14 protein-coding genes are annotated in these 15,791 nt (G+C 39.8%); 5 read left to right on the top strand and 9 right to left on the bottom strand.

The window, feature by feature from the left end; translation table 11 throughout:
• Positions 1–55: 55 nt before the first annotated feature.
• The 4 genes from dnaK to dnaJ all read left to right on the top strand — a co-directional run bounded on the left by dnaK (position 56) and on the right by dnaJ (position 5,208).
• Positions 56–1,957, top strand: a complete 1,902-nt coding sequence (dnaK, locus tag O3746_RS00280) for a molecular chaperone DnaK (protein WP_178161232.1) — start codon at positions 56–58, stop codon at positions 1,955–1,957.
• A gap of 120 nt (positions 1,958–2,077) precedes the next feature.
• Positions 2,078–2,476, top strand: a complete 399-nt coding sequence (locus O3746_RS00275) for a GyrI-like domain-containing protein (RefSeq protein ID WP_197544738.1) — start codon at positions 2,078–2,080, stop codon at positions 2,474–2,476.
• A gap of 74 nt (positions 2,477–2,550) precedes the next feature.
• Entirely contained in the window at positions 2,551–3,819 is a 1,269-nt protein-coding gene (locus tag O3746_RS00270) for an O-acetylhomoserine aminocarboxypropyltransferase/cysteine synthase family protein (protein ID WP_371447394.1), read from the top strand.
• 252 nt (positions 3,820–4,071) lie between these two features.
• Positions 4,072–5,208, top strand: coding sequence for a molecular chaperone DnaJ (dnaJ, locus tag O3746_RS00265; protein ID WP_049370241.1), 1,137 nt, complete (start codon positions 4,072–4,074; stop codon positions 5,206–5,208).
• A 60-nt stretch (positions 5,209–5,268) separates the two neighbouring features.
• On the opposite strand, the gene modC is transcribed toward dnaJ, so the two are convergent.
• The 3 genes from modC to modA form a co-directional block, all read right to left on the bottom strand.
• Positions 5,269–6,324: a molybdenum ABC transporter ATP-binding protein ModC gene (gene modC, locus O3746_RS00260; RefSeq protein ID WP_197554111.1), complete on the bottom strand. Its 1,056-nt coding sequence runs from the start codon at positions 6,322–6,324 to the stop codon at positions 5,269–5,271.
• Positions 6,311–7,027 (bottom strand): molybdate ABC transporter permease subunit, encoded by a 717-nt coding sequence (gene modB / locus O3746_RS00255; RefSeq protein WP_308566187.1) that lies wholly within the window; start codon positions 7,025–7,027, stop codon positions 6,311–6,313. Before modB ends, modC begins: the two co-directional genes overlap by 14 nt.
• Positions 7,028–7,121: 94 nt before the next feature.
• Positions 7,122–7,886, bottom strand: a complete 765-nt coding sequence (gene modA / locus O3746_RS00250) for a molybdate ABC transporter substrate-binding protein (protein ID WP_049384477.1) — start codon at positions 7,884–7,886, stop codon at positions 7,122–7,124.
• 134 nt (positions 7,887–8,020) lie between these two features.
• Between modA and O3746_RS00245 the strand changes: the two genes are divergently transcribed.
• Positions 8,021–8,788 (top strand): TOBE domain-containing protein, encoded by a 768-nt coding sequence (locus O3746_RS00245; RefSeq protein ID WP_308566208.1) that lies wholly within the window; start codon positions 8,021–8,023, stop codon positions 8,786–8,788.
• A 51-nt stretch (positions 8,789–8,839) separates the two neighbouring features.
• Here O3746_RS00245 and yfbR read toward each other — a convergent pair whose 3' ends face one another.
• The 6 genes from yfbR to O3746_RS00215 form a co-directional block, all read right to left on the bottom strand.
• Positions 8,840–9,436 carry a 5'-deoxynucleotidase gene (gene yfbR, locus O3746_RS00240; RefSeq protein ID WP_049370236.1) on the bottom strand — a complete coding sequence of 199 codons (597 nt, stop codon included), beginning with the start codon at positions 9,434–9,436 and terminating at the stop codon, positions 8,840–8,842.
• A gap of 6 nt (positions 9,437–9,442) precedes the next feature.
• Complete coding sequence (gene degS / locus O3746_RS00235; RefSeq protein WP_049366095.1) at positions 9,443–10,465, bottom strand: outer membrane-stress sensor serine endopeptidase DegS; 1,023 nt, start codon at positions 10,463–10,465, stop codon at positions 9,443–9,445.
• A gap of 3 nt (positions 10,466–10,468) precedes the next feature.
• Positions 10,469–11,599 (bottom strand): bifunctional diaminohydroxyphosphoribosylaminopyrimidine deaminase/5-amino-6-(5-phosphoribosylamino)uracil reductase RibD, encoded by a 1,131-nt coding sequence (gene ribD / locus O3746_RS00230; RefSeq protein ID WP_308566188.1) that lies wholly within the window; start codon positions 11,597–11,599, stop codon positions 10,469–10,471.
• Position 11,600: 1 nt separating this feature from the next.
• Positions 11,601–12,050: a transcriptional regulator NrdR gene (gene nrdR / locus O3746_RS00225; RefSeq protein ID WP_005695670.1), complete on the bottom strand. Its 450-nt coding sequence runs from the start codon at positions 12,048–12,050 to the stop codon at positions 11,601–11,603.
• A gap of 77 nt (positions 12,051–12,127) precedes the next feature.
• On the bottom strand, positions 12,128–15,487 hold the full coding sequence (gene recC / locus O3746_RS00220; RefSeq protein ID WP_371447389.1) for an exodeoxyribonuclease V subunit gamma: 3,360 nt from the start codon (positions 15,485–15,487) through the stop codon (positions 12,128–12,130).
• Positions 15,488–15,524: 37 nt separating this feature from the next.
• Complete coding sequence (locus O3746_RS00215) at positions 15,525–15,791, bottom strand: DUF5374 domain-containing protein (protein WP_371447742.1); 267 nt, start codon at positions 15,789–15,791, stop codon at positions 15,525–15,527.

The raw sequence follows: 15,791 nt of genomic DNA, 5'->3' as shown, positions 1-15,791 counted from the left end.
TCTTATTCATCGTAATAGTTTACAACGAATTTAAAATTTAATTAGGAGTAACAACATGGGAAAAATTATTGGTATTGACTTAGGTACAACAAACTCTTGTGTCGCTGTAATGGATGGTGACAAACCTCGCGTAATTGAAAACGCAGAAGGCGATCGTACTACCCCGTCAATTATCGCTTATACAAATGATAACGAAATTTTAGTGGGTCAACCGGCAAAACGCCAAGCGGTGACCAACCCGAAAAATACATTATTCGCAATCAAACGTTTAATTGGTCGTCGTTTTGATGATGCTGAAGTAAAACGTGATATCGACATTATGCCATTTGAAATCACCAAAGCAGACAATGGTGATGCATGGGTAAATGTAAAAGGTGACAAACTTGCACCGCCACAAATTTCTGCAGAAGTATTGAAAAAAATGAAAAAAACTGCAGAAGACTTCTTAGGTGAGCCAGTGACTGAAGCAGTAATCACTGTTCCTGCATACTTTAACGACGCTCAACGTCAAGCAACAAAAGATGCAGGTCGTATCGCAGGCTTAGAAGTTAAACGTATTATCAATGAACCTACAGCTGCAGCATTAGCTTACGGTTTAGATAAAGGTCAAGGCAACAAAACTATTGCTGTTTATGACTTAGGTGGTGGTACATTCGACTTATCTATCATCGAAATTGATGAAGTAGGTGGCGAAAAAACCTTCGAAGTATTAGCAACCAACGGTGATACTCACTTAGGTGGTGAAGACTTCGATAACCGTGTAATCAACTACTTAGTGGATGAGTTCAAAAAAGAACAAGGCGTTGATTTACGTAATGACCCACTTGCAATGCAACGTTTAAAAGAAGCAGGTGAAAAAGCGAAAATTGAACTTTCTTCTGCACAACAAACTGATGTGAACTTACCTTACATCACTGCAGATGCTACAGGTCCTAAACACTTAAACATCAAATTAACTCGCGCTAAATTAGAATCTTTAGTAGAAGATTTAGTGGCGAAATCACTTGAACCTGTAAAAGTTGCATTAAACGATGCTGGCTTAAGTGCATCACAAATTGATGATGTTATTCTAGTGGGCGGTCAAACCCGTATGCCATTAGTACAACAAAAAGTAGAAGAATTCTTTGGTAAAGCCCCTCGTAAAGATGTGAACCCAGATGAAGCCGTTGCTATCGGTGCAGCAGTTCAAGGTGGTGTATTAGCGGGTGATGTAACTGATGTATTATTGTTAGACGTAACGCCGTTATCTTTAGGTATCGAAACTATGGGTGGTGTGATGACTACCTTAATTGAGAAAAACACGACGATTCCAACTAAAAAATCGCAAGTATTCTCAACAGCAGAAGATAACCAAAGTGCAGTAACCATTCACGTGTTACAAGGTGAACGTAAACAAGCATCAGCGAATAAATCTTTAGGTCAATTCAACCTTGAAGGCATCAACCCTGCTCCACGCGGTATGCCACAAATTGAAGTAACCTTCGATATCGACGCTGACGGTATTATCCACGTTTCTGCGAAAGATAAAGGTACGGGTAAAGAACAACAAATCACCATCAAAGCCTCTTCAGGTTTAAGTGATGAAGAAATTCAAAAAATGGTTCGTGATGCAGAAGCAAATGCTGAAGCAGACCGTAAATTTGAAGAATTAGTACAAGCTCGTAACCAAGCAGATCACCTTGTACACAGCACACGTAAACAATTAGAAGAAGCAGGTGACAAAGTTCCAGCTGAAGATCGTGCAGCAATTGAAAGCGCATTAAGCGATTTAGAAACTGCAGCGAAAGGTGAAGATAAAGCAGCAATCGAAGCTAAACTTCAAGCGCTTGCAGAAGTGGCTCAAAAACTTGCTCAGGCGGCTCAACCACAAGGTGATGCACAACAAGCTCAAAGCAACAGCAAACCAAATGATGATGTTGTTGATGCTGAGTTTGAAGAAGTGAAAGATAATAAATAATTTCACTTGAACCAAAATTAAAGGGCGTAGCAATACGCCCTTTTGGCATATTCATTAAATGCCGTTTTTCCTGACTTTATTTAAAAAAGTGAAATCAGGAAAAATAAACCAGGAGGATAAATGGTGTTAAAACTCTACCCAATCGTACAACAACGCTTAAATAACAACATAGCAGATGAGATAATTCCGTCCCTTTGGCAAAACAATCTCGATAAACTACCACAAGGTCACTATTGTTATAGCATTTATTTTAATTATGCTACGAATTACCAAGCAGACTATGATTTTGCGATTGCAAGTGAAGTAGTATCAGAAACAGATATCCCAGTGATTGAAATTGAAGATTTGAGTTGCTACGAAGTTTTTCGTTGCAAAGTAGATGAAATTTATCAAACATGGCAACTAATCTGGAAAAAAGAACAACAAGGTTTACTTAAGCGGGCTTATTCGGTGGATTTTGAAAAACACCACCCTGATGGTTTGGTAGAAATTTATATTGCTGTTGAACCTCATTGCTAAGCTCAAAGTGCATAAAATTTTATAAAAAATGACCGCACTTTATCCCCAAACAAACACAACTAAAGGAAAAAACAATGAAATTCGAAACGAAATGCCTCCATGCTGGCTATAGCCCTAAAAACGGTGAGCCACGTGTTCAACCAATCGTACAAAGCACCACTTATACTTACGATTCTGCAGAAGAAATTGGCAAGTTATTTGATTTACAAGCAGCCGGTTATTTCTATACTCGCCTAGCAAACCCAACAACAAATGCTGCGGAAGAAAAAATCACGGCACTTGAAGATGGTGTAGCAACAATGTGTACTGCTTCTGGTCAATCTGCAGTTTTCTATGCGATGTTGAATATTTTAGAAGCCGGCGATCATTTTATTTCCTCTTCTTATGTGTATGGCGGCACTTACAATTTATTTGCCCATACCTTCAAAAAAATGGGCATTGAAGTGACTTTTGTGGATCAAGACTTACCGCTTGAAGAGCTCAAAAAAGCAATCCGTCCAAATACAAAAGCTGTTTTTGCTGAAACCATTGCGAACCCCGCTTTACGCGTGTTGGATATTGAAAAATTTGCTTCCTTAGCGCAAGCAGCAGAAGCGCCATTATTAATTGATAACACCTTTGCTACCCCCTATTTTTGTCGTCCAATCGAATTTGGCGCAAACGTGGTCATTCACAGCACATCTAAATATTTAGACGGTCATGCTATTGCCTTAGGAGGATCCATTACTGATGGTGGTAATTTTAATTGGAATAACGGCAAATATCCGCAATTAAGCACGCCAGACCAAACTTATCATGGTTTGGTTTATACCGAAACCTTTGGCCCTGCGGCTTATATTGTCAAAGCACGCGTGCAATTAATGCGTGATTTAGGCGCAACCCCAGCGCCACAAAATAGTTTCTTATTGAATGTAGGTATGGAAACCCTTGCGCTTCGTATGCAACGTCATTATGAAAATGCACAGGCTGTAGCCGAGTTTTTAGAAAAACATCCGCAAGTCGCTAAAGTGAATTATCCAGGCTTACCAAGCTCACCAGATTACGCGCTCAAACAAAAATATTTACCTAATGGTTTGTGTGGTGTCATTTCCTTTGAGATTAAAGGTGACAAAGAAACCGCGGCAAAATGGTTAAACGCGTTACAAATGACCTCACGTGAAGTACACGTAGCCGATATTCGTACTTGTGCGTTACATCCAGCAACTTCAACGCATCGCCAATTAAGTGAAGCTGAGTTAGAAAAAGCCGGTATTTCTGCAGGACTTATTCGTCTTTCTTGTGGTATTGAAAATATTCAAGATATTTTAGCCGACTTAGAGCAAGCATTCGCTGCAGCGAAATAAGTGTTATAAGGCAGGCAAATTGCCTGCCACTTTAAATAACGAGAGATAAAAACGTTCAGCTTATCGCTTATTTTTATTTGTTTACTTATCTTAATAGTAAGCAAACAAAAACAAGTATAAATTAACGTATTTACCCTTGATATTTCTGCCTTAGGCATCATTTTTATTGTTAGGTATGTTGTTATGCAGTACCACACAATAACAAAATAAAATTTTTTAAATTTATATTTTTAAACGGAAAACGAAAACATTATGGCAAAGAAAGATTATTACGACGTTCTTGGTGTTGAACGTGGCGCAGATGAAAAAGCAATTAAACGTGCTTACAAAAAACTCGCCATGCAATATCACCCTGATAGAACCAAAGGTGATAAAGCCAAAGAAGAAAAATTTAAAGAAATCCAAGAAGCCTATGAAATCCTAGGTGATAAAGAAAAACGTGCCGCTTACGATCAATACGGTCACGCAGCCTTTGAACAAGGCGGCATGGGAGGCGGCGGCTTTGGTGGCGGATTCAGCGGTGCTGATTTCGGTGACATTTTTGGAGATATGTTCGGTGATATCTTCGGCGGTGGCGGGCGTGGTCGTCAGCGTGTAGTACGCGGTGAAGATTTACGTTATGACATCCAAATTACGTTAGAAGAAGCCGTAAAAGGTACAACCAAAGACATCCAAATTAATACGCTTGCTCACTGTGATAGCTGTGATGGTACTGGTGCAGAAAAAGGATCAAAAGTTGAGACATGCCCAAGCTGTCATGGCTCAGGTCGTATTCGTCGCCAACAAGGTTTCTTCGTAACTGAAGCGGTTTGTCCTACTTGTCATGGTTCTGGTAAGAAAATTGAAAAACCATGTAAAAGCTGCCATGGCGAAGGTCGTGTTCACAAAAAGAAAAATCTTTCCGTTAAAATCCCAGCAGGTGTGGATACCGGCAACCAATTACGCTTAAGCGGTGAAGGTGCGGCTGGCGAAAATGGTGCTCCAGCAGGTGATTTATATGTGGTTATTCACGTTAAAGAACATCATATCTTTGAACGTGATGGCAATAACCTCTACTGCGAAGTGCCAATCAGTTTCTCAATGGCTGCGTTAGGTGGTGAAATTGAAGTTCCAACCTTAGACGGTAAAGTGAAACTCAAAATCCCTGCGGAAACCCAAACAGGCAAACTATTCCGTATGCGTGGTAAAGGGGTGAGCTCTACACGTAGTGGCTACGCAGGCGATCTCATTTGTCGCGTAGTGATTGAAACACCGGTGAACTTAAATAAAGAACAAAAAGAATTATTAGAAAAACTGGAAGAAAGTTTGAAAGGACAAAAATCGCATAGTCCGAAATCTTCAAGCTTTTTAGACGGTGTGAAGAAATTCTTTGATAACTTAGGTAAGTAAGCCTAAACAAAAAAGTGCGGTCAATTTTAAAACTATTTTGAAATTGACCGCACTTTTACTTTATACGACTGAAATCGCTTTTATTTGTACATAAACATCCATGCCTTGAGCAAAATGCAATTCATGAAATGCCCATTTACTGATACTTGCCCAAACTTTATGCCCTTCCACCAACACCGCAATATCAATGCGATTCTCTTGCGGAACGATTTGTACAATTTGTCCACGTAAGATATTACGAATACTCGTTTGTTCTGGCTTGCTGAGAGTGAGTGATACATCGGAACTATAAATACAGACACGTACTTTTTCATTCGCTTGATGATGCACTTCGTTAATCCAAAGCTGTTGCTCGCCCAAAGAAAGTGCGGTCATTTTATAGGTTGGATTATGCAAATATACAGGCAATGCCAACACACTACTCTGCTCCGATTCACCTTTCCAAGGGGCAAATAACGGACTGTTCCAGACATTTTCTAAGGTGTCATAGGCTTTCACTTTGCCATTTTCCATCAGCACAACGCGATCTGCCAAACGTAATAATTCGTCCAAACTGTGCGTCACATATAAAATCGGCACATTAATTTCTTTGGATAGACTTTCTAAATATTGCATAAGCTCACGTTTACGAGGCACATCTAAAGCTGAAAGCGGTTCATCCATTAACAAAATATCAGGATCCGTTAATAAGGCTCGTCCAATCGCCACACGTTGTTTTTCTCCGCCTGATAAAGTAAGCGGATAGCGTTTGAGTAACGGTTCGATACCAAGGAGCTGAACGATATAGTCAAAATCTTCACGGCTAACGTGCTTCATGCCATAACGTAAATTGCCTTTGACGTTGTAATGCGGAAATAAACGCGCATCTTGGAATACATAGCCGATTTTGCGCTGATGCACGGGAAGATTCTCACCGCTCTCTACATCCACCAAAGTGCGGTCATTTAAACGAATAAATCCTTGATCAGGATGAGTTAAGCCACTCACTAAATTAATCAATGAGGTTTTCCCCGAACCCGACAAACCGAAAATAGCCGTCACACCTTGAGTTGGCAATTGCAGACCCGCACGTAAGGTCAGGCGTCCTAATTGTTGTTGTACATTAATGTGTAGCATCGCCTTGCCCCAATTTTTTCTGCATCCGTTTACTTAAGGTTTCGGAAAGCAATAAAGAAATTAATGAAAGGATCACCGCAAACAAGCAAAGGCGTGCAGTTTGTGCTTCTGCACCAGGTGTTTGGATAAACGAATACATTGCTAAAGGAATGGTTTGAGTTTCACCCGCAATATTCGAAACGAAAGTAATGGTTGCACCAAACTCTCCTAAAGAGCGTGCAAAACCTAATACTAAACCCGCCAATACACCTGGTAAAGAAAGAGGCAACGTGATTGTAAAAAAGACTCGCCAAGGCGAAGCACCAAGCGTTTGTGCGGCTTGCTCCAACTTAAAATCAATGCTTTCCAAGGAAAGACGAATTGCCCGCACAACCAATGGAAATGCTACCACTGCAGAAGCTAATACCGCCCCCTTCCAGCTAAAGCCAAAGGATAAGCCAAACCATTGATATAAATACTTACCGATAAAGCCGTTACGCCCCATGGCGACTAATAATAAATAACCGATTACCACTGGCGGTAACACCAAAGGCAGATGAATAATCCCTGTAATCAGTGACTTACCGTAGAATTCCTTACGAGCCAGTAACCAAGCGATAAAAATCGCAAAAGGCAAACTCCAAAGCATAGAACTCAATGCGACACTCATGCTTAAGTGAATCGCATCCCATTCCATCGGGCTTAATTGAAACCAAGAGAGCAAAATATTTCCTTGTGTATATATCGATATGACGAAATTTCTTTAGAGATAACAAAAAGGACAGTTTCCTGTCCTTTCTTTATAAAGTCTGAGCTCATTATTTCACAGAGAAACCATATTCAACAAATATTTTTTTCGCTGCACTCGATTCTAAGTAGTTAAGGAAATCACGGGTATCTGCATTGTCATGATCTTTTAAAATCGCGACTGGATATTCAACCGGTTTATAGCTATCTTTCGGGAATACACCTACTGCTTTCACGTCTTTACTCACTTTTGCATCAGTGCTATACACGATACCGTAAGGCGCTTCAGCGCGTTCAACTAAGGCTAACGCGCCACGTACGTCTTTCGCACGCGCTAATTTATCTTTAACTTGATCCCATAAATTTAATTTCGTTAATGATTCTTCTGCATATTGTCCTGCAGGAACATGCGCAGGATCACCCACAGATAAATAGCTATCTTTTAAGCCTTTGATCCACTCACCTTTAGCAATATCCACTGAATTAGCCGCACTTTTAGCCGGCGCAATTAACACCAATTCATTACCCGCTAATACTTTTTCAGTTTCTTTTACGGTGAGATTTTTATCTGATAAATATTTCATCCATTTGTTGCTAGCTGAAATAAATAAGTCTGCAGGTGCACCTTCTTCAACTTGTTTTGCAAGGGTAGAAGAAGAAGCAAAAGAGAAAACGACGGTATTATTTGGCTTTTCAGTTTGGTATTGATCCGCAATTTGTTGTAACGCATCAGTCATTGAAGCTGCTGCAAACACAGTCACTTTTGCTGATGCAGCAAAAGATACGCCCATGCCCGCAATTAAAAGTGCGGTTGCAAATTTAGTTAATTTCATTATTTATCTCCTATATAAATGAAACTATATATAAAAAAATATACTACGAGTAAATTATAACTTGAATTTTTAAATAAGCATACAGAAAAACTTAAAGATCAAGTAAAATAAACAGAATTGTGTATTAGGAGGAGATGATGAAACAAACTGAAATTTTACTGACTATCAAACTTCATCAAGAATTATTTATTGATCCAAAACGTGTTCGCCTCTTAAAAGAAATTAAAGAATGTGGCTCAATCAACCAAGCGGCCAAAAACGCTAAAGTGAGCTATAAAAGTGCTTGGGATCATCTTGAAGCGATGAATAAAATCAGCCCCAAACCGCTTTTAGAACGTAATATCGGTGGGAAAAATGGGGGCGGTACTTCATTAACCACTTATGCTGAGCGTTTACTGCAGCTTTATGATTTACTCGAACAAACACAAGAGCACGCGTTCCATATTCTGCAAGATGAGACGATCCCACTAAACAGCCTCCTTTCAGCAACGGCAAAATTCTCCTTACAAAGTAGCGCGCGCAATCAATTTTTCGGGAAAGTGGCAAGCCAACATATTGTGGACTCCCGCTGCATTGTTGCAGTAAACATTCAGGATTTAGCTCATCCATTACATGTTTCAATCACAATGCGCAGTGCAGAGCGACTCAGACTCATTACTGAAAAAGAAGTGATGGTCATGTTTAAAGCCCCTTGGGTAAAAATTAGCACCACCCCATTAGAAGAAAAAAATAACCTTTTCCAAGCGACGATTCTTTCTATGCAGAATGAAGAAGCGATTTTGAAAATAAAGGACAGCTCAATTGAATTTTGTGCGAGTATTCATAGCAAAGATGGTTGGAAAGTGGGACAAGATGTGTGGTTACACGTGGATCCAGAACAGATTATTTTGGCAACATTGAAATAATCCTAGAAACAAAAAGTGCGGTTAAAATTAACCGCACTTTTTTATTTTAATTTATAACGCAATCTCATCAATCGAGCGTCCAAAACTTGGCAAAAAGACCTGCAAAAAATAATCCATTTCTTGGCTGTGCCATTGTTCCATTAAATTTTCTAAGCGTTTTTTCGCTGTTTTAAATTCATGGTTACCATGCTCTAATTCAAATTGGGCTTTAATATAGGCACAAATCAAATCCGCTTGTTTTACTATATGCTTTTCTTCTGGACTAAATTGCTCACTATCTAAGTATGGCGCGAAACTGTCTTGTAATTCTGTCGGGAGCAAACTAATTAAATGCAATTCTGCTGCCGCTTCAATGTCTTTGTAAGCATGAGTAATTTCAGAATTGAAATACTTAATTGGGGTCGGCAAATCACCAGTAAAAATTTCAGAAGTGTCATGATACATTGCCATCACCGCAATACGCTCAGGATTAACTTCCCCACCAAAAAATTGATTTTTAATAATGGCTAAGGCTTGTGCTACAAAGGCAACTTGCAGACTATGCTCTGCTAAGTTTTCCTTTTCAATATTGCGCATCAATGACCAACGCTGAATTAAGCGAAGACGATCTAAACAAGCGAAAAAGTGACTGGTTTTAACTTCCACAATATATCCTTAATTAGACGGCAACTCTTCAATAACCACAGGGAGATCAATCACTTTACCTAAGCGAGAAACAGTAACAATGACTTCTGTATTCGGTTTAGTATCACTAATAATTTGCATCATTTCACGAATAGATAAGTTATCTTGTTTATTTAAACGTAAAATCACATCACCCACTTGGATGCCTGCTTTAGCGGCAGGACTATTCGCTGTCACGCCGGTAATCACAATACCACCGTTTGAGTTAGCGGTGATTTCACTTTGTACGCCAAAGTAACCACGAATCACGCGACCATCTCGGATAATTTTATATAACACGTCATTAGCAATACTAATTGGAATCGCAAAATTTAACCCTTCAGCAATTTCATTGGCTGTTTTACCAATACTTAACGTGCTGATCCCCACTAATTCGCCCGCTGAGTTAATCAATGCGCCACCAGAGTTACCACGGTTAATTGATGCATCGGTTTGAATAAAGTTTTGACGACCTAAAGAATCGCCTACGGCACTACGTCCTACCGCACTGATAATCCCTTGGGAAACACTTTGACCGAGGTTATACGGATTACCAATAGCCAGAGCAATATCCCCAACTCGTACTTGGCGTTCTTTATTTTGTGGAATCGTCGAAAGATTGGTTGCTTTAATTTTTAATACCGCAAGATCTGTCAAATTGTCTGAGCCAATTAAATTGGCTTCATAAATATTGCCATTTTGCAACGCCACCACAATTTGATCGGCATTTTGAATAACGTGTTTATTGGTGAGAATATAACCGTCTTTGGTCATGATCACGCCAGAACCTAAGTTATTTACCTGTAATTGATCGCTGTCATTAATGCTAGCAGAAGAAAAAGAGCGGTTATACACGTTCACAACGGCAGGTGAAGCAATTCTCACGGCGCTGTTGAAAGACACGATATCGTCAGCAGAGAAAAGGCTGCTGTTATTGAGCTTGGGAACGGCAAATAAAATAACACCTGCCGCAGCAAGCCCCCAAAGGGCGGAGTGGAAAAGTTTTTTAAACATTTTTTATTCTTTTATTAATAAGTTAGGTAAATAACTGAGCTTTAAATCATCCCCAATTCTTTCACATTCTTGCAATTGCCACAATGGGGCATCAGCAAGTTTTTCCAAATGCGGGAGTTGGCATAATCCTCGAGCTTTATCTCCCAAGAGTTTCGGGGCAACATAAATGATTAATTCATCCACAGCATGTTGTTCAATCAAACTACCCGCTAAATTAGCGCCTGCTTCAACCCAAACAGAATTCACTTGTCGCTTACCTAATTCTGTCATCAATAGATCTAAATCATAGTTTTCTGGCAGTAGAATTTGCTCACAGAAATCAGGGAATACAGACATATCTCGTGGAATTGAACCCACAAGCCAAACTGGCGAATGGGTATGAAATAATTGATGGCTTGGTTGAACTCGATTTTTAGAATCTAAGATCACACGAATAGGCTGACGCACGGTTTCTTCAGCATATTCCGCTTTTAGATCATTGGGAAATTGATTCCAACGCACGTTCAAGCTTGGATCATCAGCTAACACCGTAGCACTTGTTGATAAAAGTGCGGTCGCTTTGGCTCGCATTTTTTGCACATCCGCACGGGCTACGTCACCAGTGATCCATTTGCTTTCACCGCTTGCCATAGCTGTTCGACCATCTAAACTCATGGCTAATTTTAGCTGCACATAAGGCTTGCCCGTTCGCATACGTTTAAGAAAACCTTTATTTAAGGCTTCTGCTTGTTCATTCAATAAATTGACCGCACTTGGAATGCCTGCATCGACTAGCATTTTCAGGCCCTTGCCTGCTACTTGCGGATTAGGATCCGCCATAGCTGCCACAACTCGACTGACACCCGCTTCAATTAACCCTAATGCACAGGGCGGTGTGCGGCCATAATGAGAACAAGGTTCAAGCGTTACATAAGCAGTTGCGCCTTTCGCTTTCTCACCGGCATCTGCCAACGCTACACGTTCTGCATGAGGCTGACCGGCTTTAAAATGAAACCCTTTCCCGACAATTTCACCATTTTTAACTAACACACATCCTACGGACGGATTCGGCGTAGTGGTGTACTGCCCCTTTGCTGCAAGCTCAAGAGCTAGTTGCATAAATTTCACATCATCAAGGGAAAAGGTGTCACTCATATTAATCCTTTAAGCTTTCAATTTCTTTAGTAAATTCATTGATATTATCAAAGCTCAGGTAAACGGATGCAAAACGGATATACGCTACTTTATCTAATTCTTTCAGCTCATTCATGGCTAATTTGCCCACGAGATGACTTGGCACTTCGCGCTCACCTGTCGCACGTAATTGGATAATAATATGGCTGATGGCTTTTTCCACATCATCCGAACTTACAGGGCGTTTTTCTAACGCATGTTGAATGCCGCTACGCAATTTATCTTCATTAAACGGCTCGCGTGACCCATCATTTTTAATAATTTTTGGCACCACTAATTCGGCTGTTTCAAAGGTGGTAAAGCGTTCATGACAATTCCCACATTCCCGACGACGACGCACTTGATACCCATCAGAAACCAAACGGCTGTCAATTACCTTAGTTTCTTCAGTTGAACAAAACGGACAACGCATTTTAGCTCCTTTTAAAAATCATTCTTAGGTCAATATCTTATCAAAAATCCAAGATCTTTTCGATCTGAAGATCCGCTTTAAGACAACATTTCTCCAAACCAGGATGTGGTTTGTTTCACCAACTGCAAAAGACCATCCTGCGATTTAAATTGTTCTGTTTGCCCCCACACCCTCGCCCAATAAGGATCGGCTTTTCTATAACCATAGTTATCATCTTTCGCTAGGGATTCGATATTCGTTAAAACATTGTCAAAATTGACCGCACTTTCATCTTTTTCAATAAACTTCGCTATATTTTCCGTTGGAATGAGCTGAATTTGTTGCTGGCTTTGTAAATAAGCCTCGACATACATTTTCAGTTTCTCAAGTGCGGTTGATTTTTCTATTGTTTTTAATGTTAAATCCTTATCTTTAGCGATAATGCGTGGTGGCAGTGCGTTCTCTTTTGTCGCCAGTTGAATGAGATAATAAAGCCATGGGCGAATGCGATAACGATCCTTATATTTTGCAAATCGCCATTCGATTATCTGATTTTCATCGCCAAATAATGGCTCCATATAGCCAAATAAGCGAATATTGCCTTGTGCCGTTTCCACCACAAAATCGACACTCTCACTATGTGGTGAAGAATAATCCTTAATTTTCTCTTTAAAAGCCAATACATCAGCACGAATGGATTGCGCACAGACTTCCGCAAACTCGCCGCGTGGCATGATGCCTTTTACTCGCTGTTTGGCGAAATAATAGTTAAATTGCGCTTCCTCTAAATGCAATAACTCATTACTAATGCGATAATGATCCAAACTATTTAACGTGAAGTTTTCACTTTCTTCAATACGATCGTCTTCATCTCGAAAATACACGCCAAGCTGCTTTTCAAAAAAGAACTTCACTGGATTTTCAACAAAACTCACAAAACGATCGAGCTCAATTTCCGTTATTGGCTCTTTATTTTCGCCCATCGGCACAACAAATTCATGGCATTTTCTTTCTTGGAATTGAGCAATGGGCAGCCATTTTTTCGCAAAAGAGCGGTTAATTTTCCCTTCATGTTGGAAATTGCTTGGACTAAACGCCGTCATTGGATGTTGTTCAATTCTCAAACCATTGTCTGAATAATGATTAATATAATCAACCAATTGGCTCACCAATACTGAAGGTTCTTTAGGTTGATTATCAATAATTGAAGACCCCACATAACTCACATAAAAATGGGATCTTGCGGCGAGCAAAGCCTCAAGGAATAAATAACGATCATCATCTCGACGAACACGATCGCCTTTTTGATGATGATATTGCATTAAGTCAAAACTATTTGGCGTATGACTGCGTGGGTAATCCGCTTCATTCATTCCGAGCAAACACACCACTTTAAAAGGAATGGAACGCATCGGTAAAAGTGTGCAGAAATTCACTTTCCCCGCTAAGAAACGAAGGCTGTTTGGTGTTTCTTCTAAACGTGCCGACATCACTTCCGCAATGACATCCGCTTGCAAAGTTTCTTCAAAATTAACGGTCTGCAAATCATCGGCAAAGGCATTGATACAATCTTGAATATAAAATAAGGTATCCGCAGTTTCTTCATTTTGCACAAAGAAATCCGTCAAAAGTGCGGTCAGTTTTTCACGCCATTTTTCAATATTGTGTGCCTTTTGCAAATCTTGATGCCATTTATTTAAGAGCGTAAAAAATTGATTCACTGCACCAACTAACTGCCCTTTCAATCCATAGCTACTATCAAGTCCAAGACTGTCTTGCCAAACGCCTTGTTCTTCTCGCATCGCATAACCTAAAGTCATACGTTCAAGCCCCGCCTGCCACGCGTTAAAATTCAGTGTATTCTGCCGTTTTTCCAAACCAAAGCGAATACCCGACTCTTTCACCCATTCACGTATTTGTTCGAGATCGGCAAGGGCAATATTAAAACGTTCACGGATAGCCGGAATATCCAATAAAGCCAACACCTCTTCCGCGCCAAACTGACTTTCTTTTAAATTTAACAGGGAAAGATAGCTCGATACGATCACATCACTTTCAGACAATTTACTGTCAGAAATTGAGAACGGAATAACGGGTGCGTCTGCACTATTCGCCCCAAAGACAGCCTGAATATAAGGCGTATATTGGTTAACATCAGCCACCATGACCACCACATCTTTTGGTGTAATCTGTTCTTCTTTTGGCTTATGCTGATTTTGATTAAATAAATCCAACAAATAATCATGTAGCACCTCAACTTCGCGCATCGCGCTATGACAAGATTTCATCACCAAAGAGCGGTCATTTTTCGCGACATTTAATGCACCATGACTCAACGTCAAAATTTGATTTTGGATCTGCCCTAACAGTGTTTTTTCGGGAAGTTCTGCATAGTAATCACGGGAAATGGCTTGAATATTTTCTTCATCACGCACTAATTGATAGAGAAAATCCCGTCCCATTTTTCCCCAAGAGACTAAAAGCGGATTCCCGCTGAACAATTCTTCTTGTTGATTGGTGTAATCAAGATCGGCAGGTTCCCATGACACTTGCTCGGCTGAAATTAAAGGCTTCACATCGTCGCTTTCTTTCAAGAAACGTTGTCTTTCTAATAAATAGGATTTACTCAGATCTCGCAAATCGCCCCAATATTCTTGACATGGATTATTAAAGAATAAATGCACATCTGTTTTAGCTGAAATACCTTGGAAAATATTGAGATAAACCGTTGGCAATGCAGGGATACCAAAAATAAAAATACGTTCTGGTAAGTTGAGCGTCGCATTGGGATCACGACATAATGCTAAAAATTGTTGATTGAGTGCAGCACGATGTTTCGCTTTTCCGCCGAAATCACGTTGAACATTATCCACCAAGGCTCGCCATAAAATTCCCTGCCAGTGAATATTGCCTTTAATTTGAGAAAGAAAGGTAGGATTTAATGCCGAAAGGCCCTGCTTTTGCTGATTAATTTGAGCCAAGATTTTTTCATCGTTATTTTCTTCCCATGCGGCAATCCATTCGGGGCGATAGACGAGATATTGGTCAAATAAATCGGCAACTTTTAGGCTTAATTGATAAAGTTTTTGCTGTTCTGATGCAGGTGAAGACGCTAAATATTTTTTTAAGGGTTCAAATTCTTTTTGCTGTAAAAAGGTAGGGATTAATCGCATTAATCGCCATAACGTTGAATCTTTTTCAAAAGGGGTTTGCGTGGAAACATTCGGCAAATTATCAGCGTAAAGTTTCCAAATAAAACTGGAAGGCATGGGGAATTGGAAATTCGCTGCAACACTGCGTTTTTTAGCAATTTCCATTTGTAACCATTGTGCCATACCAGGGCTTTGCACCAACACAATGTCAGACTGAAACGGATCATGTTGCGGTAAATTTTCCAACAGCGAAACTAAAATATCCTTTTGAATTTCCGGTTGGTTTGAATAATAAGTAACGAACAAAGTAACGCCCTTTTGAAAGCAAAAACAATGCGTTATTTTACTCGGTTTTCAATAAAAATTCACCTTGAGGATAGCGTATATTCACTTGATGATCGCTACATTGAATTGCAAATTGAATGCGATTTTGTTCTACGCTATTTTCACAAAACAAGCCTAGAAACTGGCGTTGAGCCTGATTCTCAGCAATTTGAATCGCCTGAAATTCTTGAAAAATTTTGACCGCACTTTTCCGTTGCTCACTCGTCCATCGGTTAAAGATCAAAAATAACCCACTGAAAATCGATAAGGCTAATAAAAGTGACAT

Source organism: Haemophilus sp. 27098_8_127 (assembly GCF_041433495.1).
Lineage (GTDB): Bacteria > Pseudomonadota > Gammaproteobacteria > Enterobacterales > Pasteurellaceae > Haemophilus_D.
This window is presented reverse-complemented; position numbering and strand designations above follow the sequence as displayed.

Bases quoted from the DNA above. Each gene is read 5' to 3' on its own strand.
- dnaK (WP_178161232.1), top strand. From the start codon at position 56: ATGGGAAAAATTATTGGTATTGACTTAGGTACAACAAACTCTTGTGTC.
- O3746_RS00275 (WP_197544738.1), top strand. From the start codon at position 2,078: ATGGTGTTAAAACTCTACCCAATCGTACAACAACGCTTAAATAACAAC.
- O3746_RS00270 (WP_371447394.1), top strand. From the start codon at position 2,551: ATGAAATTCGAAACGAAATGCCTCCATGCTGGCTATAGCCCTAAAAAC.
- dnaJ (WP_049370241.1), top strand. From the start codon at position 4,072: ATGGCAAAGAAAGATTATTACGACGTTCTTGGTGTTGAACGTGGCGCA.
- modC (WP_197554111.1), bottom strand. From the start codon at position 6,324: ATGCTACACATTAATGTACAACAACAATTAGGACGCCTGACCTTACGT.
- O3746_RS00245 (WP_308566208.1), top strand. From the start codon at position 8,021: ATGAAACAAACTGAAATTTTACTGACTATCAAACTTCATCAAGAATTA.
- degS (WP_049366095.1), bottom strand. From the start codon at position 10,465: ATGTTTAAAAAACTTTTCCACTCCGCCCTTTGGGGGCTTGCTGCGGCA.
- ribD (WP_308566188.1), bottom strand. From the start codon at position 11,599: ATGAGTGACACCTTTTCCCTTGATGATGTGAAATTTATGCAACTAGCT.
- nrdR (WP_005695670.1), bottom strand. From the start codon at position 12,050: ATGCGTTGTCCGTTTTGTTCAACTGAAGAAACTAAGGTAATTGACAGC.
- O3746_RS00215 (WP_371447742.1), bottom strand. From the start codon at position 15,791: ATGTCACTTTTATTAGCCTTATCGATTTTCAGTGGGTTATTTTTGATC.